At 68.7% G+C, this 25,051-nt stretch carries 19 protein-coding genes, 1 tRNA gene and 1 pseudogene; 6 read left to right on the top strand and 15 right to left on the bottom strand.

All coding sequences use genetic code 11. The features are described 5' to 3' along the window. Positions 1-6: 6 nt before the first annotated feature. Positions 7-411 (top strand): hotdog fold thioesterase, encoded by a 405-nt coding sequence (locus ACGFI6_RS16190; RefSeq protein WP_393119744.1) that lies wholly within the window; start codon positions 7-9, stop codon positions 409-411. Here ACGFI6_RS16190 and ACGFI6_RS16185 read toward each other — a convergent pair. Further along, complete coding sequence (locus tag ACGFI6_RS16185) at positions 359-964, bottom strand: GNAT family N-acetyltransferase (protein WP_393119122.1); 606 nt, start codon at positions 962-964, stop codon at positions 359-361. The genes ACGFI6_RS16190 and ACGFI6_RS16185 overlap by 53 nt on opposite strands. Positions 965-1,079: 115 nt before the next feature. On the opposite strand from ACGFI6_RS16185, the gene ACGFI6_RS16180 reads away from it, so the two are divergent. Next, complete coding sequence (locus ACGFI6_RS16180) at positions 1,080-1,820, top strand: DUF554 domain-containing protein (protein ID WP_393119120.1); 741 nt, start codon at positions 1,080-1,082, stop codon at positions 1,818-1,820. A gap of 17 nt (positions 1,821-1,837) precedes the next feature. Here the strand turns inward: ACGFI6_RS16180 and ACGFI6_RS16175 are convergent, their stop codons facing one another. From ACGFI6_RS16175 to ACGFI6_RS16140, 8 genes and pseudogenes are all read right to left on the bottom strand, one after another. Then, positions 1,838-2,554 (bottom strand): ABC transporter ATP-binding protein, encoded by a 717-nt coding sequence (locus ACGFI6_RS16175; RefSeq protein ID WP_393119118.1) that lies wholly within the window; start codon positions 2,552-2,554, stop codon positions 1,838-1,840. Next, positions 2,551-3,492: an ABC transporter ATP-binding protein gene (locus ACGFI6_RS16170; RefSeq protein WP_393119117.1), complete on the bottom strand. Its 942-nt coding sequence runs from the start codon at positions 3,490-3,492 to the stop codon at positions 2,551-2,553. Before ACGFI6_RS16170 ends, ACGFI6_RS16175 begins: the two co-directional genes overlap by 4 nt. Beyond that, entirely contained in the window at positions 3,489-5,204 is a 1,716-nt protein-coding gene (locus ACGFI6_RS16165; protein ID WP_393119115.1) for a branched-chain amino acid ABC transporter permease, read from the bottom strand. The genes ACGFI6_RS16170 and ACGFI6_RS16165 overlap by 4 nt, the downstream gene beginning before the upstream one ends. Next, positions 5,201-6,133 carry a branched-chain amino acid ABC transporter permease gene (locus ACGFI6_RS16160; RefSeq protein WP_393119742.1) on the bottom strand — a complete coding sequence of 311 codons (933 nt, stop codon included), beginning with the start codon at positions 6,131-6,133 and terminating at the stop codon, positions 5,201-5,203. The genes ACGFI6_RS16165 and ACGFI6_RS16160 overlap by 4 nt, the downstream gene beginning before the upstream one ends. Before the next feature lie 30 nt (positions 6,134-6,163). Then, positions 6,164-6,484, bottom strand: a pseudogene (locus ACGFI6_RS16155) (branched-chain amino acid ABC transporter permease); the annotation flags it as partial. A gap of 117 nt (positions 6,485-6,601) precedes the next feature. Continuing rightward, positions 6,602-7,831, bottom strand: coding sequence for a branched-chain amino acid ABC transporter substrate-binding protein (locus tag ACGFI6_RS16150; RefSeq protein WP_393119113.1), 1,230 nt, complete (start codon positions 7,829-7,831; stop codon positions 6,602-6,604). A gap of 327 nt (positions 7,832-8,158) precedes the next feature. Continuing rightward, complete coding sequence (locus ACGFI6_RS16145; protein ID WP_393119111.1) at positions 8,159-8,746, bottom strand: ANTAR domain-containing response regulator; 588 nt, start codon at positions 8,744-8,746, stop codon at positions 8,159-8,161. Positions 8,747-8,761: 15 nt separating this feature from the next. Then, positions 8,762-9,337, bottom strand: coding sequence for a transcriptional regulator (locus tag ACGFI6_RS16140; protein WP_393119109.1), 576 nt, complete (start codon positions 9,335-9,337; stop codon positions 8,762-8,764). Between the two features lie 294 nt (positions 9,338-9,631). On the opposite strand from ACGFI6_RS16140, the gene ACGFI6_RS16135 reads away from it, so the two are divergent. Further along, positions 9,632-9,705 (top strand) — tRNA-Leu (locus ACGFI6_RS16135). Positions 9,706-9,884: 179 nt separating this feature from the next. After that, positions 9,885-10,016, top strand: coding sequence for a hypothetical protein (locus tag ACGFI6_RS16130; protein ID WP_393119107.1), 132 nt, complete (start codon positions 9,885-9,887; stop codon positions 10,014-10,016). 132 nt (positions 10,017-10,148) lie between these two features. On the opposite strand, the gene pyk is transcribed toward ACGFI6_RS16130, so the two are convergent. The 4 genes from pyk to gltB all read right to left on the bottom strand — a co-directional run bounded on the left by pyk (position 10,149) and on the right by gltB (position 19,331). Further along, entirely contained in the window at positions 10,149-11,600 is a 1,452-nt protein-coding gene (gene pyk, locus ACGFI6_RS16125; RefSeq protein ID WP_393119105.1) for a pyruvate kinase, read from the bottom strand. Positions 11,601-11,699: 99 nt separating this feature from the next. Beyond that, entirely contained in the window at positions 11,700-13,250 is a 1,551-nt protein-coding gene (locus tag ACGFI6_RS16120; RefSeq protein ID WP_393119104.1) for a metallophosphoesterase, read from the bottom strand. 91 nt (positions 13,251-13,341) lie between these two features. Then, positions 13,342-14,808: a glutamate synthase subunit beta gene (locus ACGFI6_RS16115; protein WP_393119103.1), complete on the bottom strand. Its 1,467-nt coding sequence runs from the start codon at positions 14,806-14,808 to the stop codon at positions 13,342-13,344. Next, positions 14,808-19,331, bottom strand: coding sequence for a glutamate synthase large subunit (gene gltB, locus ACGFI6_RS16110; RefSeq protein ID WP_393119102.1), 4,524 nt, complete (start codon positions 19,329-19,331; stop codon positions 14,808-14,810). Before gltB ends, ACGFI6_RS16115 begins: the two co-directional genes overlap by 1 nt. Before the next feature lie 256 nt (positions 19,332-19,587). Here gltB and ACGFI6_RS16105 point away from each other — a divergent pair, with 256 nt between their 5' ends. Then, positions 19,588-20,445, top strand: coding sequence for an aminoglycoside phosphotransferase family protein (locus tag ACGFI6_RS16105; protein ID WP_393119101.1), 858 nt, complete (start codon positions 19,588-19,590; stop codon positions 20,443-20,445). On the opposite strand, the gene ACGFI6_RS16100 is transcribed toward ACGFI6_RS16105, so the two are convergent. Further along, positions 20,382-21,179: a hypothetical protein gene (locus ACGFI6_RS16100; RefSeq protein WP_393119099.1), complete on the bottom strand. Its 798-nt coding sequence runs from the start codon at positions 21,177-21,179 to the stop codon at positions 20,382-20,384. The genes ACGFI6_RS16105 and ACGFI6_RS16100 overlap by 64 nt on opposite strands. Before the next feature lie 93 nt (positions 21,180-21,272). Between ACGFI6_RS16100 and ACGFI6_RS16095 the strand changes: the two genes are divergently transcribed. After that, positions 21,273-24,284, top strand: a complete 3,012-nt coding sequence (locus tag ACGFI6_RS16095; RefSeq protein WP_393119097.1) for a BTAD domain-containing putative transcriptional regulator — start codon at positions 21,273-21,275, stop codon at positions 24,282-24,284. On the opposite strand, the gene ACGFI6_RS16090 is transcribed toward ACGFI6_RS16095, so the two are convergent. Then, positions 24,245-24,952 (bottom strand): VIT1/CCC1 transporter family protein, encoded by a 708-nt coding sequence (locus ACGFI6_RS16090; protein WP_393119095.1) that lies wholly within the window; start codon positions 24,950-24,952, stop codon positions 24,245-24,247. The two genes, ACGFI6_RS16095 and ACGFI6_RS16090, sit on opposite strands and share 40 nt — an antisense overlap. Positions 24,953-25,051 lie beyond the last annotated feature (99 nt).

Here is a 25,051-nt window from a genome sequence, read left to right as displayed (position 1 = left end):
CCGGGCATGAACCTGGAGGGCACCCTCCTGCAGACGATGGGAATCGTTGTCAGCGAGGCGTCCCCGGAGCGGGTCGTCGCGACGATGCCGGTCAAGGGCAACACCCAGCCGTACGGGCTGCTGCACGGCGGCGCGTCCTGTGTCCTGGCCGAGAGCCTCGGCTCGATCGGTTCCGCGCTGCACGCGTCGGCGTACGGCAAGGTCGCGGTCGGCGTCGACATCAACGCGACCCATCACCGCGCGGTCCGCGACGGGGTGGTGACCGGTGTCGCGACGCCCGTCTACCTCGGGCGGACCACCACGTCGTACGAGGTCGTCATCACCGACGACCGCGACAAGCGGGTCTGCACCGCGCGGATCACTTGCCAGCTGATTCAGGCTCCGCCGGGGAGCTCACCGACCGGGAGCTGACCGCGCGGCGGGCGAAGGCGGAGCGGCGCGAGGAGAGCAGGGCCAGCAGGTTCGGCGCGTGCTCGGCGGCGAGCCGTCGACGGACGGTCAACGTGTTCGCGAACCGCAGCACGCCGGCCTGGCCGAGCCCGAGCCGGGCGAGGAACCGATTGGCCTCACGGGCGATCGCGGGCGCGACCACGGCCAGGTGCGCGCAGCTCTCGTGTTCGGCCCAGGCGACGGCCTCGGCGATCAGGGCCTTGCCCAGGCCGTGCCGGCGGGCGGCGTCGCTGACGTGCAGGTACTCGACAGCGATGGTGCTGTCGTCGTGCAGCGGGCTGACCGCGGTCCGGCGCAGGTACGCCATGCCGTGCACGTCGCCGTCCAGCTCGACCACCAGCAGCCGGCCGAACGGGTCGTCCTGATGTTTGCTGACGGCAACTTCCGCGGCGGCGACCGACGGCGGCGCGGGCAACCGGGACGGCAGACCGGCGGCGGTGCTGAGCTCACGCCAGAGCGTGACCAGGGCGTCGGCGTCCTCCGGCCGGGCGTCCCTCACCTCGATGGCTGCCACCACAGCGACCTCCCGGTCCGGTCCACCCCCGAGGTGAACAGACGGGCAGATACGCTCGTCCTCGCGCAACAGTAGGCCCTCGGGGGGCACCTGCAAAGTCGAGTTGGAGACCAGGTTGTTCATCGGAATCGGGACCGTCGTGAACGTGGCGACGGTGCTCGTCGGTTCAGTACTCGGCGTGCTCGTCGGGCACCGCCTCAGTCACCGGACGAGAGAGTTGGTCACCGACGCGATCGGCCTGGTCACGCTGCTGATCGCGATCTCCTCGGCCCTCACCGTCGGTGACAAGGCCCTCAGCGACGCGGTCGGCGACAGCGCCCCGGTGCTGATCGTGCTCGGCGCGATGCTGATCGGCGGGATCATCGGCTCGCTGCTCAAGATCGAGGAACGCCTGGAGGGTTTCGGTGCCTGGATGCAGCGCCGGTTCGACCGCGGCGAGGGCCGGGGCAGCTTCGTCGAGGGGTTCGTGTCCGCCTCGATGGTGTTCTGCGTCGGGCCGCTGACCTTCCTCGGGTCACTGTCCGACGGGCTCGGCCGCGGCGCCGACCAGTTGCTCCTGAAGGCGGTCCTGGACGGCTTCACCAGCATCGCGTTCGCAGCCTCGTTCGGCTGGGGCGTGGCCGCATCTGCCCTGGTCGTCCTGGTGGTTCAGGGCTCGATGACAGCTGTCGGAGCGGTTCTCGGCGACGTACTGCCGGATGCTCACGTGACCGCGCTCGGCGCCACCGGAGGCGTGATGCTCATCGGCGTGGCGCTCAGACTGCTGAAAATCAAGCAGGTTGCGGTCGCGGACCTGCTGCCCGCGCTGATCGTCGCGCCGTTGCTGGTCCAGTTGCTCGTTGTCATCCGCAACTGAACCAGCAACGCGACGTACTAGTCCTCGCCGAGGTAGGCCTTGCGGACCGAGTCGTTCACGAGCAGGTCCCGGCCGGTGCCGGACAGGACGATCTGCCCGACCTCGAGTACGTACCCGTAGTCGGCCCGCTTCAGCGCGGCCTGGGCGTTCTGCTCGACGAGCAGGACCGTGGTGCCCTGCTTCTGCAGCTCGGTCACCGTGGACATGATCCGCTTCATCATCAGCGGCGACAGACCCATCGACGGCTCGTCGAGCATCATCAGCTTCGGCCGGCTCATCATCGCGCGGCCCATCGCCAGCATCTGCTGCTCGCCGCCGGAGAACGTACCGGCCGGCTGCCGGCGGCGCTCCCCGAGGATCGGGAACAGGTCGTACGCCGCCTGCAGATCGGAGCGCACTCCCGCGGGATCCTTGCGCGCGAACGCGCCGAGCATCAGGTTCTCCTCGACCGACAGCCGCGGGAAGATCCGCCGCCCCTCGGGCGAGTGCGCCAGCCCGCGGGTGACGATGTCGTGCGCGGCCACGTGGTCGATCCGCTCGCCCTGGAACCAGATCTCCCCGGCGGTCGGCCGGAGCAGCCCGGAGATCGTCTTCAGCGTGGTGGTCTTGCCGGCGCCGTTGGTGCCGATCAGCGACACCACCTGCCCCTGCTCCACGCTGAAGCTGATCTTCTTCACCGCAAGGATCTTGCCGTAGGCAACTTCCAGGTCCTTGACCTCGAGCATCGCGCTCATGGCTTCTCCTCTGCTGGTACGTCGTCCTGCGGCTGCTCGTCCTCGTCGTCGTCCTCGCCGGTGCCGATGTAGGCCTCGATCACCCGCGGGTCGGACTGCACCTGTTCTGGCGTGCCCTCGATCAGGGCCTCGCCCTGGACCAGGCAGAGCACCCGGTCGCAGAGGTTGAAGATGAACCGCATGTCGTGCTCGATCACCACCACCGACAGGCCGGAGTCCCGGATCTTGAAGATCAGGTCCATCGCCTGCCGGGTCTCCTGCGGGTTCATACCGGCCGTCGGCTCGTCGAGCAGGATGAGCTTCGGGTCGGTGGCCAGCGCCCGGGCGATCTCGAGCCGGCGCTGGTCGCCGTACGGCAGGTTCCGCGCCAGGTGCTCGGCCGACCGGCCGAGGCCGACGAAGTCGAGCAGCTCCTGCGCCCGGACCCGGGTGGCCTCCTCCTCGCGGCGGAACTTCGGCCCGCGCAGCACCGAGGTGAGCGCGCCCGCGCTGGTCCGGCAGTAGCGCCCGACCATCACGTTCTCCAGGGCGGTCATGTTCGCGAACAGGCGGATGTTCTGGAACGTCCGCGCCATCCCTGCCCGGACCACGGCCCGCGGCTTTGGCGGGAGCGGTGTCAGCGCGGCGAGCTGCTGCACCGGCACCGCCTCGAGATCGAGCGCCTCACCCTTGCGGACCTTCGGCGGCTTCGGTGCCCGCCGCGGCACGCCGGCGAACCGGACCTGACCGCTGGTCGGTTTGTAGAGGCCGGTCAGGCAGTTGAAGAACGTCGTCTTGCCGGCCCCGTTCGGGCCGATCAGACCGACGATCTCCCCGCTGCGAACGGTCAGGTTGACGTCGTTGACCGCCAGCAGACCGCCGAACCGCATGGTCACGCCGGAGGCTTCCAGGACCGGCTCGCCGATCGTGCGTTCGGTCCGGGGCTCGGTGATGGTCATTTCGCCTCCCCGACGGCCAAGCGTTCCTCTTCGACTTCGACGGCCAGCTCCTCGTTCTCGTCGTGGAACTCGAGCTGCCTTCGTCTGCTCGCGACCAGACCCTCCGGCCGGAACCGCATCATCAGCACCAGCAGCAGACCGAACATCAGCAGCCGGTACTCCTGGAAGAACCGCAGCTTCTCCGGCAGCAGCTTCAGGATCGTTGCACCGAGCAACACACCGGCGATGGTGCCCATACCGCCGAGCACGATCGCGGCGAGCAGGAACGCCGACTCCAGGAACTGGTACTGGTCCGGGCTGACGGCCGCGTCCTGGTGAGCCTTGATGGTGCCGGCCAGACCGGCCAGGAACGCACCGACCGCGAACGCGAGCAGCTTCAGGCCGAACACGTTCACGCCCATCGCCTCGGCGGCCTTCTCGTCCTCCCGGATCGCGACCCAGCCGCGGCCGATCCGGCTGTTGTTCAGCCGGGCGAAGATCAGGATGACGACGCCGATCAGCAGCAGCAGGACGAAGTAGTAGTTCGAGAACCGGCCGATCTCGAACCCGCCGAACGTATGGTCCTTGCCGAAGTCGAAGCCGAACGGTTTCCAGTCCGGGATGCCCGGCACACCGTTCGGTCCGTTGGTCAGGTTCGGGCCGTTGTTGCCGTCCAGGTTGCCCATCGAGAACCGGAAGATCTCACCGAAGCCGAGCGTCACGATCGCCAGGTAGTCGCCGGAGACGCGCAAGGTCGGCGTACCGATGATCAGACCCAGGATCGCGGACACACACCCACCGATCAGCACCACGATCAGGAAGTTCGGCTTCCAGCCGATGGTCGCGAAGGCCGACGTCGAGAGCACCGCGGCCGTGTACGACCCGGCGCCCAGGAACGCGATGTACCCCAGGTCCAGCAGGCCGGCCAGGCCGACCACGATGTTCAGGCCCATCGCGGTGGCACCGAAGATCAGCACCTGGTTCGCGATCGACATGTTCGCGTCCGAACCGTTCTGCGTGAACGGGAACAGGAACGCGACCACGAAGGCGGCCAGCGTCAGCACCTTCTTGCGGCGTTGCGCGACGTGACCGATCCACGACATCGCACCGGACCTGAACAGCGCCACCGCAACGACCGCGACGAACACCAGGCAGAGGATGAACGACCAGGCGTCCTGCAGGCCGAGCGCGTACGCCGCGGCGTACAGGATCGCGCCCATCAGTACCGCGATCGCCAGGATCTCGAACCAGCCCGGCAGCCGCGCCTCGCTCATGTCCCGCAGTTGCCGCAACGGCAGCATCCAGGCCGCGACCGCAAGCAGCAGGGCACCGACGAGCGACACGTAGCCGCCCGGGTTCACGTTGATCAGCCCGTCGGACTCGGTGGTGATCGCAACCAGGATCAGCACCATGTAGATCGCCAGACCGGTACCGAGCATCCGCAGGCCGAGCGTGGCGTCCAGCCACGCGCCGAGCTTGGCCAGCGGGCCCTTCTCGGCGAGCAGCAGTACCAGCGACAGCACCGCGCCGATGATCGCCAGGATCTGCAGGCCACCGGGATAGAAGTTGATCGACAGGTCGTTCAGGATCGTCTTGTCGTAGCTCCAGGACAGGAACGACCCGATGATCAGCAGCGCCGCACCCGCCAGGCCGAGCGGCCAGGCGATCGGCTTGCCCGGCTTCGCCACCGGGGCCCCGATCTCGTCGTCCACAGGCGTCTTCACGTCCGTCATGCCCGGTCCACCACCCTCGCGCCGAGCAGGCCCTGCGGCCTGAACACCAGAACCAGAATCAGGATCACGAACGCCCAGACGTCCTTCCAGGTACTACCGCCGAACTGGCCGGGGATGTACTGCGTGGCCATCGCCTCGACCAGGCCGAGGACCAGACCACCGACGACCGCGCCGTAGACGTTGCCGATACCACCGAGCACCGCGGCGGTGAACGCCTTCAGACCGGCCAGGAAGCCCATCCGGAACTCGATGTTGTTGTTCTGCAGACCCTGCGAGACACCCGCGATCGCCGCCAGGACGGCACCGAGCGCGAACGCGACCACGATGATCCGGTCGACGTTGATGCCCATCAGCCGGGCGGTGTCCGGATCCTGCGAGACGGCCTGCATACCGCGGCCGAGGCGGGTCCGGTTGATGAAGAACCACAGCAGTACGGAGCAGGCCACGAGCGCCGCGACCGTGAAGATCGCGGACCGCTGGATGGTCACGCCGCCGACCTGCAGCGCCGAACCGGTCACCACGTCGAGCTGCGGGAACGGGATGCGCTGCTTGGCACTCGGCCACTCGACCTTGTTGATCAGGTCCTTGAAGAGGATCCAGCCGACCTCGGCGATCAGCACCGCCGCGACCGCCGCGGCAGCCACCGGGCGGACGTCGATGTGTACCTGGGCGCGCTTCTTCGCGACCCGGCCGGCAAGGACACCCAGGCCCGTACCGACGAGAGCACCGCCGACGACCGCCGCCACGATGTACAGCGCCGACACGTCGCCGTTGATCAGCCGTACGACGATCCACAGCACCACCGCACCACCGGCACCGCCGAGCAGCGGTGCGCGGTCGTACCACTTGCTGACCGGGTGGTCGAGGTGCGCCTTGGCCTGCCGGCCGCCGACGGCGTAACCGGCCGCGATCGCCAGGCCCGCGAGCACCAGGACGGTCCAGCCCGGACGCTCGTAGAAGAGCCGGACGAACTCCTGCAGGAACACGGAGATACCGATCGCGGTGATCAGCGGTGCGAGTCGTGGCGCGTTCCGCAGGGGACGGTACGCGACACGCTCCATCAGCACCGCGGTACTGACCGACGCGATCATCGCGCCGACGATCATCACCGGGAGGATCCACACGCTGGTGTGACCGTTGAAGAACAACAGGTACGTCGTCAGCGCGCCGAACGCGCCGATCATGAACACCTCGCCGTGGGCGAAGTTGATCAGCTGCACGATGCCGTACACGACCGTGTAGCCGACCGCGATCAGGGCGTACAGCGAGCCCAAGGTCAGTCCGTTGACGAGCTGCTGGAAGAACTGGTCCACGTCGACCTCCCATCTGCCTCGGTTGTGACACGTCTCGGGGGTGGGAGGATCACTCCCACCCCCGAGACATGAGGTCGACCCTGCTTACTTGCTTTCGAATTCCTTGGTCACGACGGTGGCCCACTTGCCGCCGGTCACCTTGTAGACGGTGAGGACCTTCGAGGTGGTGTCGCCGTACTGGTCGAAGGCCACCTTCCCGGTCACGCCGTCGAAGGAAACCTTGCTCATGGCATCGACCGTGGCCTGCCGCGCGGACTCGACGTCCTTGGCGTCCTTCAGCGAGGTCTTCAGGGCGTTGATGATCGCGTTCGCCGCGTCGTAGGAGTAACCGCCGTACGCCGCGTACGGCTCCTTGAAGCCGGCCGCGTTGTAGTCCTCGACGAACTTCTTCGCCGACGGCAGCGAGTCGACCGGGGCGCCGACCGAGGTGGCGAGGTCGTTGTCGCTGGTCTTACCGGCCAGGGTGATGTACTTCGGGTCGTAGATGCCGTCGCCACCCATCAGCGGGACGTTCAGGCCGGCGGCCTTCATCTGCTGCGAGAGCGGACCGGCCTGCGGGTACTCACCGCCGTAGTAGACCGCCTGCGGGCCCGAGGGCTTCACGGCGGAGATGACGGCCTGGAAGTTCGAGTCGTCCGGGTTGATGGTCTGGGCCGCGACGACCTGACCACCGAGCTTCTTGAACTCCTCGGTGAAGGTGCCGACCAGACCCTGGCCGTACGCCTTCTTGTCGTGGATCGTGGCGACCTTGGTGATCTTGGCGGTCTCGTACAGGTACCGGGCCGCGAACGGGCCCTGGACCGCGTCCGTGGTGCAGGTCCGGAAGTACGTGGGGTACGGCCGCTTCGGGTCGGTCTGCCAGTTCGCGCCCTGGGTCAGGCCCGGGCCGGTGTTGGCCGGCGAGACCTGGACGATGTTCTTCGGCGCGAGCACCGGCTGCACCTGCTGGCTGGTGCTGGTGTTCAGGGTGCCGACGACGCCGATCACGTCCGGGTCACCGGCGAGCGCGGTCGCGGCGTTCTTGCCGGTGTCCGGCTTCGCCTCGTCGTCCTTGGCGCTCACCTCGAGCTTCCAGCCCGGGATCGCGTTGGTGTCGTTGGCCTGCTTCACGGCCAGCTCGACGGAGTGCTGGATACCCAGACCCAGAGCCGACAAGTCTCCGGACAGCGGCGCGATGACGCCGATCTTCGCGGTCTTGGTCGAGTCTCCGGAACCCCCGCCAGAGTCGTTGCCACTGCGTGAACCGCAGGCAGTCAGGGCCAACGACGCAACGATCAGCGACGCGCCGACCCGTACTACGGAACGCTGGTGCACTGTTCCTCCAATGTCTGGATAGTCCCAGCGAACCCGGGACTCTCGCGCATTTGCCACGAGCACCGGCAGGTTAGACCCCGTGAAGCTTCCAAGCGAACAGCGCACTGGCTGTGTTGTGAGGTCGTTACCCCGGTAAGTATCGTCCGATCACCTGGTTACTGACCCCGCGACTGTGTCAGTAACGTTCGGTCAGCGAACGGGTCTGCAGGGTGAGATTCGACGGTGGTCAAGCGGGCAGACCGCCACGGTTCGTCACGATTGCGCCGCCAGGTTCACCTCACGGTCACGACACGCCGGTACGGCCTGATGACCACGCAGCGTCGTGCCTCAGGCGTCACCGGCCTCGTTGACCACCAGCTCGGCGACCTGGCGCATCGAGACCCGCTTGTCCATCGCGGTCTTCTGGATCCACCGGAACGAGTCCGGCTCGGACAGCCCGAACTTGGTCTGCAGGATCGACTTCGCCCGGTCGACCAGCTTGCGGGTCTCCAGCCGCTCCGACAGGTCCGCGACCTCACGCTCCAACTCGGCGAGCTCGACGTACCGGGAGGCGGCGATCTCGATCGCGGGCAGCAGATCGGTCTTGGAGAACGGCTTCACCAGGTACGCCATCGCGCCGGCGTCCCGGGCCCGCTCGACCAGCTCCCGCTGCGAGAACGCGGTCAGCATCAGCACCGGGGCGATCCGCTCCCCCGCGATCTTCTCCGCCGCACTCAGGCCGTCCAGCTTGGGCATCTTCACGTCGAGGATCACCAGGTCCGGCTTGTGCTCGATCGCCAGCCGGATCGCCTCCTCGCCGTCCCCGGCCTGCCCGACGACGTCGTACCCCTCTTCCGCGAGCATCTCCGCCAGATCCATCCGGATCAAAGCCTCGTCCTCAGCGATCACCACACGCTTAGCAGTCACACCCGACACCCTATCGACACCCACTCAGCCCTTGGCCCCCACAAACCCGTCCAACGCCGCAACCCCCTCCCGCCGACTCACCGCGATCGCGTTCCGCCGCGGCTGCCGCCAAGCAATCCCCAACAGATCCAGCGCATCGGTCAATATCTTCCGGATGTCCGCCGACTCGTTCGAGAACATGTACCGCACGTAGTAGTACCGCCGGCCGTCCGGCTTGCTGGCCCAGTTCACGAACCGGCACCCGTCCGAGTGGAACAACCCCCGCAACAACTGTTCGGGGTACTTGGCAACAATCTCCCGCTGCCACTCCGCCAACTCGATCTTCCGCAAATGCTTCCGCCCAGACCCATGCTGCGGAAACAAGCAAGGCCAGTGCTTCCACCGAGCCTCGGTCCGCACGACGCCGACCCCTCGGCGCGGACAGGGGCTCGCCGTCGGCTTCACCAGCTTGATCGTCTCGAAGATCTCGCGGTTGAGGTCCGGGTAGCGCTCGTCGTTGGCGATCTGCAGCGTGAAGACACCACGCCGCGCCTGCGCGATGTGACCGTCGCCGAGATACCACCCCAACAACAACGCGTACGCCGCCTCATCCAACTCCACACCATCACACCGTGGACACGGCGTCCCTTGAAACCCGGTCCCCCGAGGCAGACCCCGCCGCTGATAAAGCCGCCGCCACCGCCGAATCGTCTTGACGGCAACCCCGTGGATCTCTGCGTTCGTCTTGTCACTGACGCCGTTGTCCGACATCCGCAACGCCGAGTCGACCGTCTCCTGCGACCTGATGTGCCCCATGCCTCATCGTCGGACAGCCCACCGACAGTTTCTGGTCACGCCGGATTCACGCCCCATCGCCTGTGTGCGCTACGATTTCGGAGCCAACTCTCGGAGTCGGCCCTGGTACCCCAATTGGCAGAGGGAGCGGATTCAAAACCCGCACAGTGTGGGTTCGAGTCCCACCCAGGGCACAGAAAACTGTAGGCGGCGCCCGCCAAACTCTTGTCATGTACGACGAGCGGACGCGGGCCATCGCACTCAACGCGATCGTCCATAGCAGATGCGCGAGTGCCGCCAGTGCACCCCGCACCACTCGACAGGCCGTCGCACGCGGTACACCCGAGCTGCCCGGTGTACCGCGTACAGGCTGTTGGCTGCACATCGTCTCGTACTGGAAGCGCTGGCCGTGGAACTGGAGGACTGGCAGCAACAACTCGTTGCCCAGCACCCCGAACTCTTCCTCCGCGGCCTCTTCAACTCCGACAGCTGCGGGACGAGCTGATGTGGGGAGTATTTCGTCCCGAATCGGGTGGGGAATCCTCCCCAAGCCGGCTGTCGTGCTTGGACGCGGCCCAGGCCGAACATGGGTGAGGCGGTCGGTCTGTTGACCGACCGCCTCGTTCACAACTGCTTGTTACGGGTTGGGGCTTCGGTAGGCGGGGGCTATGCCTTCTATGGCGTCGCCCATGCGGTGGACTCGGAGGGCGTTGGTGGAGCCGGGGATGCTGGGCGGGGAGCCGGCGACGATGACTACCAGGTCGCCCTTCTGGACGATGCCGAGCTCGAGGAGGCGCTGGTCGACCTGGCGGACCATCTCGTCGGTGTGTTCGACCGTGGGGACGATGTGGGTGGAGATGCCCCACACCACGCTCAGCCAGGAGCTGACCGACGGCACCGGGGTGAACGCGAGCAGCGGCACCTCGGTGCGGTAGCGGGCCAGCCGCAGCGCGGTGTCACCGGACTGCGTGAACGCGATCAGGTACTTCGCGTCCAGCCGCTCCGCGACGTCCGCAGCCGCGCGGGCGATCACGCCGCCCTTGGTCTTCGGCTCCCACTCGATCTCCTGGACGCGGCTGAGGCCGTGGTCCTCGGTCGACTCCACGATCCGGGCCATCGTCTTGACGGTCTCGATCGGGAAGCGACCGACGCTGGTCTCGCCGGACAGCATCACCGCGTCGGCACCGTCGAGGACGGCGTTCGCGACGTCGGAGGCCTCGGCGCGGGTCGGCCGCGGCGCGGAGATCATCGACTCGAGCATCTGGGTGGCGACGATCACCGGCTTCGCGTTCAGCCGGGCCTGGTCGATGATCAGCTTCTGGACCAGCGGGACCTCCTCGAGCGGAAGCTCCACGCCGAGGTCACCGCGGGCCACCATGAACCCGTCGAAGGCCTCGATGATCTCGTCCAGGTTGGCGACCGCCTGCGGCTTCTCGATCTTCGCGACGACCGGGAGCCGCAGCCCCTCCTCGTCCATGATCTTGTGCACGAGCTGGATGTCCGAGGCGTCCCGGACGAACGACAGCGCGATCATGTCGGCCGGCAGGTGCAGCGCCCAGCGCAGGTCCTCGGCGTCCTTCTCGGACATGGCCGGCACGCTGACCGCGACACCCGGCAGGTTGATGCCCTTGTGGTTCGAGACCGGCCCGCCGACGGTGACGCGGCAGATCACGTCGGTGTCGGTGACCTCCTCGGCGACCAGGGCGATCCGGCCGTCGTCGATCAGCAGCTGGTCGCCCGGGCTCACATCACCCGCCAGCCCGTCGTACGTCGTTCCGCAGATGGTCTGGTCACCCGGCACCTCCCGGGTGGTGATCGTGAAGCGCTCGCCGTAGGTCAGTGTGGCCTTGCCCTCGGCGAACTCGGCCAGCCGGATCTTCGGGCCCTGGAGGTCCACGAGGATGCCGACGTTGTTCCCGGTCTCCGCCGCGGCCGTTCTGATCCGCTGGTAGATGCGCTCGTGCTCGGCATGGGCACCGTGACTCAGATTGAGCCTTGCGACATCCATACCGGCTTGGACGAGTTCCGTGATGCGCTCCGGGGCGGCCGTAGCCGGGCCGAGCGTACAAACGATCTTTGCGCGACGCACGTCACAAAACCCTACTCCTGCAAACCACTGGGCCTGCTGGTCCGCCCCCGTTACCGGCCAGTTAACAGTTGACGACAACTGGCGACAACGGCTGAATCGTCAAGAACCCAAGGGGGTGTAGGCCCCGACGACGACATCGCCACTGGGTTGTGCGGTGACTGTCTGCAGGCCCACCGGGAGCCCTTCCTGGTACGTGACGAGGGTGACCTCACCCGGCTTCCGGAGGGTGTAGCCCAGCGCGAACGCGTACGCCGCTCCCCCGGTCGTCCCGTTCGTGTACGTCGTGACCGCGCGATCGTCGACGACCCGGTGCTCCGGCCCGACCTGGCGGTGCAGATGGCCGGACAGCAGCAGGGTCGCGCAGCCGCGGGCCGCGGTGTCGGCGAACGACGACGGATCGTGCACGACCATCGTCGAGATCCGCTTGTCGTCGGACTGGCCGCACGCGACGTCGGCGAGCCGTTGCGACTGGTGCTCGATCGTCTCATCACCTGGACTGTCGGCGCTGCCGAGCCCGGTCTTGGTCGGGTCGCTGTCGCCGAGGAAGCGGATCCCTTCGACCTCGACCGGCTTGCTGTCCAGCACCGTGAACCCGGCCTTGCGCATGAACTCCTCGACATGCCCGCCGGCGTCGTGGTTGCCGGCCACCGCGACGACTTTGAAGCCCTTGAAGTGCTGTCGCAGCGAGTTGATGCTGAACGCTTCCCAGGGCTGTCCCGACGAGGTGTCGTCGCCGGCGTCGATCAGCAGCTTGGCGCCGCCCGCCTTCGCCACCGCGGAGGCGAAGCCGTCGATGCCGATGTTGTCGTGCCGGTCCGACACGAGCAGCGCGACCTTCTCCTTCTCGCTCGGCTGGTGGATCTGCGGCGCGACATCGGCGACCCGGTCCTTGAGCCGCCCGTACAGCTCGGTGGACTTCCGGTACGTCTCGACCAGCGTCCGGATCACGCCGACCCCACCGGTGGTGGAGAACCCCGACGCGACCTCGACCGTCTTCAGGCGGTCGTCGAACCCGAGCTCGGGCAGCAGCTTGAACAGCGGCTGCCACTGCGTCGGCGGTACCTCGGCCTGCCGCATCCGCCCCGGGCCGTAGATCGAGGCGATCGTGATCAGCATCGCGACCAGGACGACGATCGCCCGGTGCTCCACGCGCCGCTCGTGCCGGTGGACCAGGTGCCACAGCTCGCGCCGCCGGCGTACGCCGATCGTCCTCCACAGGGTCGCGACCACCACGACGACGAGCAGCCCGGATCCGGCGCCGGCGACCGCGTTGTCGACCGCCATCTGCTGGATGACCTGCTTGATCCGCCCGATCTCACCGTCGGGCTGGGAGGCGATCAGGGTGTCGCGGGTGAGCAGCTCGGTGAGGTTGCCGGCGTCGGTCTCCTGGACGTCGATGTTGATGCCGATCCCGCCCGGCGTACCGGTGGGGATCCGCAGCCGCGGCAGCACCGCGCCGAGGTCCAGCGTGGCATGACCGTCGAACGTCGGCGAGACGGTCGCGGCGTGGGCGCCGATCGTGACCCGCTCGGAGTCGTTCAGGAACCCGAACAACCCGACCACGACCGAGGTCGCCACGAAGAGCACGCTCAACGCGGCCCAGGGCGCAATCACCCGGAGCCGAGCCTTCGTCACCAGCCGCGCTGCCACGCTTCCAACCTATCGAGCCGGACCACCTTGGGCACCGACCAACCGTCGCGAGGCGCGCATTTCGGTTGGTGGGTGCCCAAGGATCCCTGGTTCAGACCGCCAGCGGGCGCGCGGTGGGTGGGATCGGCGTGGGGAGGGTGGAGGAGCCGGTGAGGTGCGCGTCGACACCGCCCGCGCAAGATCGGCCCTCGGCGATCGCCCAGACGATCAGGGACTGCCCGCGGCCCGCGTCGCCGCACGCGAAGACGCCCTCGACCGAGGTCTGGTACTGCTTGTCGCGCTTCACGTTGCCGCGCTCGTCGAGCTCGACGCCGAGCTGCTCGAGGAAACCCTCGCGCTCCGGACCGAGGAAGCCCATCGCGAGCAGCACCAGCTGCGCGGGGATGGTCCGCTCCGAGCCCTCCACCGGGTTGAAACGGCCCTCGGAGAACTCGACCTCGACCAGGTTCAGCCCCGAGACGTTGCCGTCGGCATCGGCCTCGAAGTTCACCGTGGAGACCGCGTACACCCGGTCGCCGCCCTCCTCGTGGGCGGACGCGACCCGGTAGGTCATCGGGTACGTCGGCCACGGCTGGTGCCCCGGGCGCTCGTCGGACGGCCGCGGCATGATCTCCAGCTGGGTCACCGAGCGCGCGCCCTGCCGGTGCGCCGTACCGAGGCAGTCGGCCCCGGTGTCGCCGCCGCCGATGATCACCACGTCCTTGCCGGTCGCAACGATCTGGTCCTCGACGGTCTGCCCGAGCGAGGCCCGGTTGGACTGCGGCAGGTACTCCATCGCCTGGTGGATGCCGCCGTACTCACGGCCCGGCACCGGCAGGTCCCGTGCGGCCGTCGATCCGGTCGCGATCACCACCGCGTCGTACCGCTGCTTGAGCTGCGTACCGGTGACGTCGGCGCCGACGTTGACGCCGGAACGGAAGACCGTGCCCTCGTCCTTCATCTGCTGGATCCGGCGGTCGACCTGTTCCTTCTCCATCTTGAACTCGGGGATCCCGTACCGCAGCAGGCCGCCGGGCTTGTCGGCCCGTTCGTACACCGCGACGGTGTGGCCGGCCCGGGTCAGCTGCTGGGCGGCGGCCAGGCCGGCCGGGCCGGACCCGACGACCGCGATCGTCTTGCCGGTCAGCCACTCCGGCGGCTGCGGCTGCACGTCACCGGTCTCCCAGGCCTTGTCGATGATCGCGACCTCGACGTTCTTGATCGTCACCGGGTCCTGGTTGATGCCCAGTACGCAGGCGGTCTCGCACGGCGCCGGGCAGAGCCGCCCGGTGAACTCCGGGAAGTTGTTGGTCGCGTGCAGCCGCTCGATCGCACTCGACCAGTCGTCGCGCCAGACCAGGTCGTTCCACTCCGGGATCAGGTTCCCGAGCGGGCAGCCGTTGTGGCAGAACGGGATGCCGCAGTCCATGCAGCGCCCGGCCTGCTTGCCGATGATCGGCAGCAGCGCCTTGCCCGGACCGCCGGGGTACACCTCTTTCCAGTCCTGCACCCGTTCGCCGACCGGCCGCCGGTCGGCGACCTCGCGTCCGGTGGTCAGGAACCCCTTGGGATCAGCCATCAGATGGCCTCCATCATCGCTCGCGTGGTGGCGTCCTCGTCGAGGCCGTCGCGCTCGGCGGCCGCCTTGGCCGCCAGCACCCGGGCGTAGTCGCGGGGCATCACGGTGGTGAACCGCGAACCGGCCGCTTCCCAGTCGGCGAGCAGCTTGGCCGCCAGCTCCGAACCGGTCTCCTCGAGGTGCCGCTGCACCAGGTCCTGCAACAGATCGGACTCGGCCTCGGTGAGCGGGAGCAGGTCCACCAGCTCCGGGTTCACCAGGGCGCGGTCCAGGTCGAGCACGTGGGCCACGCCGCCCGACATGCCCGCTGCGAAGTTCCGGCCGACGGCGCCCAGTACGACGACGCGCCCACCCGTCATGTACTCGCAGGCGTGGTCGCCGACCGACTCGACGACCGCGGTGGCGCCGGAGTTCCGGACGCAGAACCGCTGGCCGACCCCGCCGCTGATGAACAGCTCACCCGCCGTCGCGCCGTACGCGATGACGTTGCCGGCGATGATCTGCCCGGCCGCGTCGAACCGCGCGCGGCGGTCCGGCCGGATCACGATCCGGCCGCCGGACAGGCCCTTGCCGACGTAGTCGTTGGCGTCACCCTCAAGTCGCAGGGTGACTCCGCGCGGTACGAACGCGGCGAAGGAGTTGCCCGCCGAACCGGTGAAGGTGAGGTCGATCGTGCCGTCGGCGAGGCCGGCGGCCTTGTACCGCTTGGTGATCTCGTGGCCGAGCATCGTGCCGACGGTCCGGTTCACGTTCCGGATCGCGAGCTGCGCGCGGACCGGTTCGCCGTTGTCGAGCGCCGGCTGACAGATCCGGATCAGCTCGTTGTCGAGCGCCTTGTCCAGGCCGTGGTTCTGCTCGACGGTCTGGTGCAGCGACGCGCCCTCGGGCAGCGCCGGTACGTGCAGGATCGGCGACAGGTCGAGCCCGTCGGCCTTCCAGTGGTCGACCGCGCGCTGGATGTCCAGTACTTCCGCGTGCCCGATGGCCTCGTCGAGGGTCCGGAAACCGAGCTGCGCCAGGTACTCGCGGACCTCCTCGGCGATGAACTCGAAGAAGTTCACGACGAACTCGGGCTTGCCGGAGAACCGCTCCCGCAGCACCGGGTTCTGGGTGGCGACGCCGACCGGGCAGGTGTCCAGGTGGCAGACCCGCATCATGATGCAGCCCGACACCACCAGCGGCGCGGTCGCGAAGCCGTACTCCTCCGCGCCGAGCAGGGCCGCGATGATCACGTCGCGGCCGGTCTTCAGCTGGCCGTCGGTCTGGACGACGATGCGGTCCCGCAACCCGTTCAGCAGCAGGGTCTGCTGGGTCTCGGCGAGGCCGAGCTCCCAGGGACCGCCCGCGTGCTTCAGCGAGGTCAGCGGCGCCGCGCCGGTGCCGCCGTCGTGCCCGGAGATCAGGACGACGTCCGCGTGCGCCTTCGAGACGCCGGCGGCGATCGTGCCGACGCCGACCTCGGAGACCAGCTTCACGTGGATCCGGGCCGCCGGGTTCGCGTTCTTCAGGTCGTGGATCAGCTGCGCCAGATCCTCGATCGAGTAGATGTCGTGGTGCGGCGGCGGGGAGATCAGGCCGACGCCCGGCGTCGAGTGCCGGGTGCCTGCCACCCACGGGTACACCTTCGGGCCGGGCAGCTGCCCGCCCTCGCCGGGCTTCGCGCCCTGCGCCATCTTGATCTGGATGTCGTCGGAGTTCGTCAGGTACTCCGCGGTGACGCCGAAGCGGCCGGACGCGACCTGCTTGATCGAGCTCCGCCGGGCCGGGTCGTACAGCCGCTCGGCGTCCTCGCCGCCCTCACCGGTGTTCGACTTGCCGCCGAGCTGGTTCATCGCGATCGCCAGCGTCTGGTGCGCCTCCATGCTGATCGAGCCGTAGCTCATCGCGCCGGTGGAGAACCGCTTGACGATCGAGCTCACCGGCTCGACCTCGTCGATCGGGATCGGCTGCCTGTCGCTGCCGAACCCGAACAGCCCGCGCAGCGTCATCAGCCGCTCGGACTGCTCGTCGATCTTCGAGGTGTACTGCTTGAAGATGTCGTAGCGCCCGGTCCGGGTGCTGTGCTGCAGCCGGAACACCGTGTCCGGGTCGAACAGGTGCGGCTCGCCCTCACGGCGCCACTGGTACTCGCCGCCGATCTCGAGCTTGCGGTGTGCCGGCAGGATGCCGTCGGCCGGGTACGCGCGCAGGTGCCGGCGGCGAACCTCCTCGGCGATGGTGTCCAGGCCGATGCCGCCGAGCTTGGACGCGGTCCCGGTGAAGTACTGGTCGACGAGCTCCGGCGCCAGGCCGTTCGCCTCGAAGATCTGGGCACCCGTGTACGACGCCACGGTCGAGACGCCCATCTTCGACATCACCTTGAGGACGCCCTTGCCGAGCGACTTCACCACGCTGCGGATCGCCTGCTCGGGCTCGATGCCCGGCAGGTACGTGCCCTGGCGGCACAGGTCCTCGACGGACTCCAGCGCCAGGTACGGGTTGATGGCAGCCGCGCCGTACCCCATCAGGAGCGCGACGTGGTGGACCTCACGGACGTCACCGGCCTCGATCACCAGGCCGACCTGGGTGCGGGTCTTCTCCCGGACCAGGTGGTGGTGCACCGCGGCGGTGAGCAGCAGCGACGGGATCGGCGCGTGGTCGGCGTTCGAGTGCCGGTCGGACAGCACCAGGATCCGGGCGCCGTCGTTGATCGCGGCGCTCGCCTCGGCGCACAGCTCGTCGAGCCGCGCCTTCAGCGCCTCGCCGCCGCCCTCGACGTCGTACACACCGCGGAGCACCGTGGTGGCCAGACCGGGCATGTCGCCGTCGAGGTTGATGTGCCGGAGCTTGGCCAGCTCGTCGTTGGTGATCACCGGGAACGGGATCACCACCTGGCGGCAGGACGCCGGGCTCGGGTTGAGCAGGTTCGACTCCGGGCCGAGGCTGGACGACAGCGAGGTCACCAGCTCCTCGCGGATCGCGTCCAGCGGCGGGTTCGTGACCTGCGCGAACAGCTGCGCGAAGTAGTCGAACAGCAGCCGCGGCCGGTCGCTGAGCACCGCGATCGGGGTGTCGGTGCCCATCGAGCCGATCGGCTCCGCGGCCGACTTCGCCATCGGGGTGAGGATGACGCGCAGCTCCTCCTCGGTGTACCCGAAGACCTGCTGGCGCCGGGTCACCGACGCGTGGCTGTGGACGACGTGCTCGCGCTCGTGGAGGTCCTCGAAGCGGATCAGGCCGGCGTGCAGCCATTCGTCGTACGGGTTCTCGGCCGCGAGCGCGTTCTTCACCTCGGTGTCGGTGATGATCCGGTGCGCGTCGACGTCGACCAGGAAGATCCGGCCGGGCTCGAGCCGGCCCTTCTCGGTGACGGTCGCCGGGTCGATGTCGAGGACGCCGGCCTCGGAGGCCAGTACGACCAGACCGTCGTCGGTCACCCAGTACCGCGAGGGACGCAGACCGTTGCGGTCCAGGACCGCGCCGACCTTCGTACCGTCGGAGAAGACCACCGACGCCGGGCCGTCCCACGGCTCCATCAGCGTCGAGTGGAACTCGTAGAACGCGCGCCGCTTCGGATCCATCGTGGCGGCGTTCTCCCACGCCTCCGGGATCATCATCAGCATCGCGTGTGGCAGCGAACGGCCGCCCAGGTGCAGCAGCTCGAGGACCTCGTCGAACGACGCCGAGTCGGAAGCGCCCGGCGTACAGATCGGGTACAGCTGCTCCAGGTCGCCGGGGATCAGGTCGCTGGACAGCAGCGCCTCGCGGGCGCGCATCCAGTTCCGGTTGCCCTGGACGGTGTTGATCTCGCCGTTGTGGGCGATGTACCGGTACGGGTGCGCCAGCGGCCAGGACGGGAACGTGTTCGTCGAGAACCGCGAGTGCACGACGCCGATCGCGGACGCGAGGTCGGGGTCGGTCAGCTCCGGGAAGAACTTGTCCAGCTGGTCGGTGGTCAGCATCCCCTTGTAGGTGATGGTCCGGCCGGACAGCGACGGGAAGTACGTCACGGTCTCCTTCTCGGCGCGCTTGCGCAGCCGGAAGGCCATCCGCTCCAGCGCCAGGCCGAGCACCCGGCCGGCCTTCGCGGTCACGAACAGCTGCTTGAACGTCGGCATCACCGAACGGGCGGTCGAGCCGAGCAGCTCGGGCGTGGTCGGGACGTCCCGCCAGCCGACGACCGCGAGCTGTTCCTCGGCGGCCAGCTCCTCGATCCGGGCGACCGCCTTCGCGGCGTCGTCCGGATCGGCCGGCAGGAACGCGATACCGGTCGCGTAGCTGTGCGGCGCCGGCAGCTCGAACTCGCACACCTTGCGGTAGAAGGCGTCCGGCACCTGGATCAGGATGCCGGCACCGTCGCCGGAGTCGGGCTCGGCGCCGGACGCGCCACGATGCTCGAGGTTCCGCAGGGCGGTCAATGCCTTCGCCACGATGTCGTGGCTGGGTTCACCGGTCAGGGTCGCGACGAAGGCAACACCACACGCGTCGTGCTCGTGCCGTCCGTCGTACAGACCCTCGCTCGGGAATGGGGGGCGACCAAACATTCAGGGGCTCCCGTCGTCCTACGGTCAAATACAACTGGCCGCGGGACAACACTGGCCCAAGCCGGGTGTCCCGAGACTACCTCATGACGCCCGCCAACTGGACTTCCTGTCCACCGCGCAACGCCTTGATGACCCACAGTAAGCAAGCGCTCACTACTAGCCTCTCATCTTCCCAGCCCACCGTTCTCCCGGCCACCCACGGCACCTGGAATTCACCTGCTGGAATCGGTCCGGCGAACCGTGATAGTCCTGCTCGATGCAATGGCGACCTAAGGACAGCTGGACCCCACTCACGGTGGGGACCGGCGTATCGAACGGTGGGGTCTGGCGGACCACCGACGGGTTCGTGGTGAAGCGGCTCCGGCCGGGCGTCGAGCGGCCGGATCACTACGCGTACTGGCGCCGGCAGGCCGAGGTCGCGTCCAGTGGGCGGTTCGAGCTGAGTGCCGGCCTGCGGGCGCCGCGGTGCGTCAAGCTCGACACCGATCCCGACGGGATCACGCTCTGGACAGAGGCCGTCGAACCGGCCGAGGTCGGGCCTGCCGAACTGGCCGATGCGCTCGGCCGGTTCGCGCTGAACGAGCTCGAGCCGGCCGACTGGTTCGCCCGCGCCATTCTGCGCGACCGGCTGGCCAACGACGAGCCGCGCGGCGGGTGGGCCCCGCTGGCGACCGCGCCCGGACTGTCAGCCGAGCTGCGGACGCTCTGCGACCTGCTGTGGGCGCGGCGGTCGGAGGTGATGGCGGAGTTCGACAGACTGCCGCACCGGGCGGTCCACGGCGACGCGCACCCGCTCAATCTGCTGCGCCGCGACGGGGACCACGTGGTCGCCGTCGACTGGGAGCAGTTCGGGATCGGGCCGCTGGGGTTCGATCTGGGCTATCTGTTCCTGTCGACCGGTCACGATCTCGAGGAGCTCGTGATCGCTTACCAGGAAGGCAGCGCGGCCCGTTGGCCCGCCATTCTCGTACGTCGCGGCGCAGTTCTGACCGCTGCCGTGACAGCTGTCGCCCGAGCCGCCTGGTCGCTCAGCCAGCCCGATCCTGGCGATCACGTCGAGCGGTTGGTCCGGCTCTCCTCGATCGTCGACGAGGCCGTCAGCCACGCGTCGTAGAAGGCCCGATAGTTCGGGAAGCGCGCCGTGGTCGCCTCGACGATCACCTCGTCGAGCGCCGGCGGCGGTTCAGGCAGCAGTACCCGCGCAGTACGAGCCATCACGTACGCCGTCGTACGCGTGTCGATAGGTGCGCCCAGCACGTGCTCCTCAGGCGCCATGAACTGGCTGGAGCCGAACATCTGCCCCATCGTGTTGCGGTACGCCCCACGGTGATACAAGTCCAGGTCGAAGACGGTCAGCGCACGCGATCCGAAGTCGTACAGCATGGACGAGTCGTAGAAGTCGCCCGGGATCCATCCGGCCGCGTCCAGCGCCGCATGGAGTTCGTAGAGCGTGTCGAGCGCGGTACGGATCTCGTCGGTCGGCAACGCCTTGAAGCGCTCGTAGGCAGGGTGGCGCCGGCCGAGAAGGTCGCCGGCGCGCCAGGCGTAGACGAGCAACGGCCCGTCCGGCGACTCGATGACAGCGTGCAGCGCGGGCAGGGTCGGGTGACTGACGGAGTGCGCGAGCTCGGCGGCGTTGCGGAGCAGTCCCACGCGGTCGTCGAAGCCGAGGTACGCCTCGGTGTTGTCGCGGTCGCCGGCCGTCTTCACGAAGTACTGGGTGGTCGCGGTCCGTACCCCGTACGAGACGTTGCCGGAGTCCTGCGTACCGTCACCGAAGCGAGCGAAGATCGTCCCGACCTGCTCCAGGTACGTCGCGGGCGGGACGTCGATCCGGGCGGGAAGCATTCGCCGACCCTAGTGGAGAGGCCCGTCCGGTCACCAAGCGTTTACCCCGTCGATCGGTAGGCTGCCCGCAGGCACAACGACCGGGGGTGATCGGTGACTGGGGGCTCGCCCGAGGTGCAGGTCCGTCTGTTCGGGCCGGTCCAGGTGACCGTCGGCGGTACGCCGGTTGCGCTCAACGGCACCCGCTTGCGGACCCTGGTCGCCGTACTCGCGGTCTCGGCCGGCGAGTCCGTCTCGATCGAGACGCTGGCCGACCGGGTCTGGGGCGAGAACCTGCCCGAACAGATCCGGCAGAGCCTGCACGCGATGGTCTTCCGCCTGCGCAAGGCGATCGGTGCCGACGTCCTCGAAACGGTCGGCACCAGCTACCGCCTGACCGTCCCGGCGGCCGGCATCGACGTACTGAGGTTCGAGAACGGCCTGCGCGACGCCGAGGACGCGAACGCGATCACGGCCGCGCTGTCCGCCTGGACCGAGCGGCCCTTCGTCGGCACCGACTCGGACTGGCTGACCGGCACGGTCCTCCCCGGCCTCGAGGAACTGCGCCTCGGCGCGATCGAACGCTCCGCGGATCTCCTCGGCCCGCGACCGTCCACCGAACTGATCGCCGAGCTACGGCGCCTGACCGCCGACCACCCCCTCCGCGAGTCCCTCTGGATCCGCCTGCTCAGGGCCCTGGTCCACACCGGCCGCTCCGCCGAAGCCCTCGGCCTGTACGACGTCATCCGCAGCCGCCTGGCCGACGAACTAGGCATCGGCCCCGGCCCCGAACTCCAGTCCCTACACACCGACCTACTCGCAACCGACACCGTCCTGCACGTCACCTCCGACGCGCAGGAACCGGAGCGGAACGAGGTACAGATCCCGCGATCGCTGCCGGCCGCGGTGCCCGACTTCCTCGGTCGCGAGCGCGAACTGGAGATCCTCAGCGCCGCCGACGGTCCGCTGCTCGCCGCCATCGACGGCATGGCGGGGGCCGGTAAGACTGCCCTGGCGCTGCGCGTCGCGCATCGGCTGGCGGACCGGTATCCCGACGGGCAGGTGTTCATCGACCTGCACGGATATTCGGAGGACGCGCATCCGGTGACGGCCGAGGACGCGCTCGGACGGTTGCTGCTGGCGTTCGGCGTACCGCAGCGCCGGATTCCGCAAGAGCTCGAGGACCGGTCCGGCCTGCTACGGAGTCTGCTGGCCCAGCGACGGGTCCTGATCGTGCTCGACAACGCCGCCACGGAAGCGCAGGTGCGCCCGCTGCTGCCCGGGATGCCCGGCAACGGCGTCATCGTCACCAGCCGGCTCCGGCTGACAGGCCTCGATCCGACCGCCACGGTGTCGGTCGGCACGCTCCCGCCGGCGACCGCGGTCGAGCTTTTCACCCGTATCGCCGGCGGGAGTGCGTCCGACTCACCACCCGCGGTCCTGGAAGCGATCGCCGAACAGTGCGGCCACCTGCCGCTCGCCCTCCGGATCTCGGCCGCCCGGTTGCGAACGCATCGGTCCTGGCGGCCCGAGGATCTGCTGGATCGTCTGCAGCACCACGAACGCCTCGCCGAGCTCACGTCCGGCCCGCGCAGCGTCGCCGCCGCGCTCGACCTGTCGTACCGCGAACTCGACGACGATCTCCGCCGTACCTACCGGCTGCTCGGCCTGCACCCCGGTGCAGAGTTCCGCACGTGGTCGGCCGCGCCGCTCCTCGACCTCGACCTCGCAACGACCACAAGCGTGCTCGAACGTCTCCTGGACGTTCACCTGCTGGAGGAGCCTGTCCCCGGCTGGTACCGCTTCCACGACCTCGTCAAGCAGCACGCCGTCCGGGCTGCCGCCGAGTCGCCCGACGAACGCCGTACGGCGACGACGCGGATCATCGAGCACTACTGCCAGTCCGCCGCCGAAGCCTCCCCACTGCACGCACCCGACCACAACCTCGCCACCCACGGCCTGCCCACGATCCTCCGCACCGCGGAGTCCGCGCGCGACTGGCTGGACAACGAACTCCCGACCGCGCTCCTCATCCCGTCCCTGGCGGTCGACCGCCCGGACTGCATCCTGCACCTGTCGACCTCGCTGTACTGGTGCCTGCGCGATCTCGGCCAGTACGACGTCAAGGCCGAGCTGCAGCAGCGGGCGCTGACCGTCGTACGCGCGACCGGCGATGTCGCGGCGGAGGTCGACATCCTCAATCGGCTCGGCGAGGTGTACCGGCTGGGTGGCGCTTATCGGGACGCTCACGACGTGTTCGGCCGGGCTCGAGCCACGGCGCGAACGGCCGGCTACCGCCTCGGTGAGCTGCGCGCCATCGAGGGCATCGGCAATGCGCACGGCTTGCAGGACCACCGGGAGGCTGCCCTGGCCGAGCTCGGCTGTGCGCTCGGCATCGCCGAGGAGATCGGCGACGAGTACGCGCAACTCGACCTGCTGAACTCGATCGGCTGGATGCATGCCCGCTGCGGCGACAACTCGCTGTCGCTGGAGTACAGGGAGCAGGCCCTGGCCATCGCGCGGCGGGTCCGGCCGCGGAGCATCGGCAAGATCCTCGCCGCGATCGGTCACATCCAGCTGCAGTGCGGCGATCCCGACCGCGCCCTGGACTACTACGAGCGCGGGCTGGCGCACGCGCAGTCAACCGGAAACCGGCACAACGAACTGCGCGTCCTGGACGGACTCGCGCACGTGCACCTGGAACTGCGGCAGCTGGAACAGGCCACCCGCTGTCGCGAGCGAACGATGGTGCTGGCGCGCGAACTCGGCTCCCGGAACTGGGAGTTCGAGGCGAACCAAGGTTTTGGCCGGCTCCGGCTCGCGCTCGAGGAGCCGGTGGAAGCACTGGCCGCTCACCAACGTGCGCTCGAGCTGGCGACCGCGCTCCAGCAGCCAGTCGACCAGGCGCGTGCACATGACGGTCTCGGTGACGCGTTGGCGGCGCTCGGTCGTCTGGAGGAGGCGCGGCGGCGCTGGCAACACGCGCTGTCGATCCTCCAGGCTGTCGGCGCGCAGACCACGGAAGAACTCGATACCTCTATACCGCGCCTGTTGAGCAAGCTGGCCGGCGCGGACGTCTCCAAGCCTCAGCCGAGTCCGGGCCCTACCAGGGTGCCTACGAAGTAGGTGAGGGCGGCGGCTGCTGCTCCGAGGAGTAGCTGGCGGAGGCCGGAGTACCACCAGGAGCGGCTGGTGACGCGGGAGACTACGGCGCCGCAGGCGAAGAGGGCGGTCAGGGAGAGGATCAGGGACGGGAGTACGTTGCCGGCGCCGAGCAGGTAGGGCGCGAGCGGGATCAGGGCGCCGACCGCGAAGCAGATGAACGACGACGCGGCCGCGACCACCGGGTTCGGGAGGTCGGTGGGGTCGATGCCGAGTTCCTCGCGGACATGCTCCTCGAGCGCCTGGTCCGGATTGGCGTGGAGCTGGTTGGCGACCTTGGCGGCCAGGTCCGGGTCGAGACCCTTGGCGCGGTACGTCTCGGCGAGCTCGATCTCCTCGTCGAGCGGGTGCTTCTTGATCTCGGAGCGTTCGACCTCGATCTCGGCGTGGGCGAGTTCGCGCTGGGAGGCGACCGACGTGTACTCCCCCGCCGCCATCGAGAACGCGCCCGCGGCCAGCCCGGCGAGACCGGCCAGCACGATGAAGCGCGAGCCCGAGCTCGTACCGCCGTCCATGCCGGCGATCAGCGCGAAGTTCGAGACCAGGGCCTGCCTGGCAATCCGGCGCCGTAGCGAGGAGGTGCTCGGTGCGGTAGCTCGGCGCGCGGGGGCGAAGGTCTCGATGCGGAGCATCGTGGCCTTTGCACCCGTGCGGCGAGGTGCCGCACCGAGTGCCCCGCAGTAGGCGCTGGATTGCCAGGCAGGCCCTCAGCCGTCCATCGCGCCGAAGAC

The organism is Kribbella sp. NPDC048928 (genome assembly GCF_043197975.1).
Taxonomy (GTDB): domain Bacteria; phylum Actinomycetota; class Actinomycetes; order Propionibacteriales; family Kribbellaceae; genus Kribbella.
The sequence above is the reverse complement of the archived record's forward strand: the minus strand, read 5'-3'. Positions and strand labels throughout refer to the sequence as shown.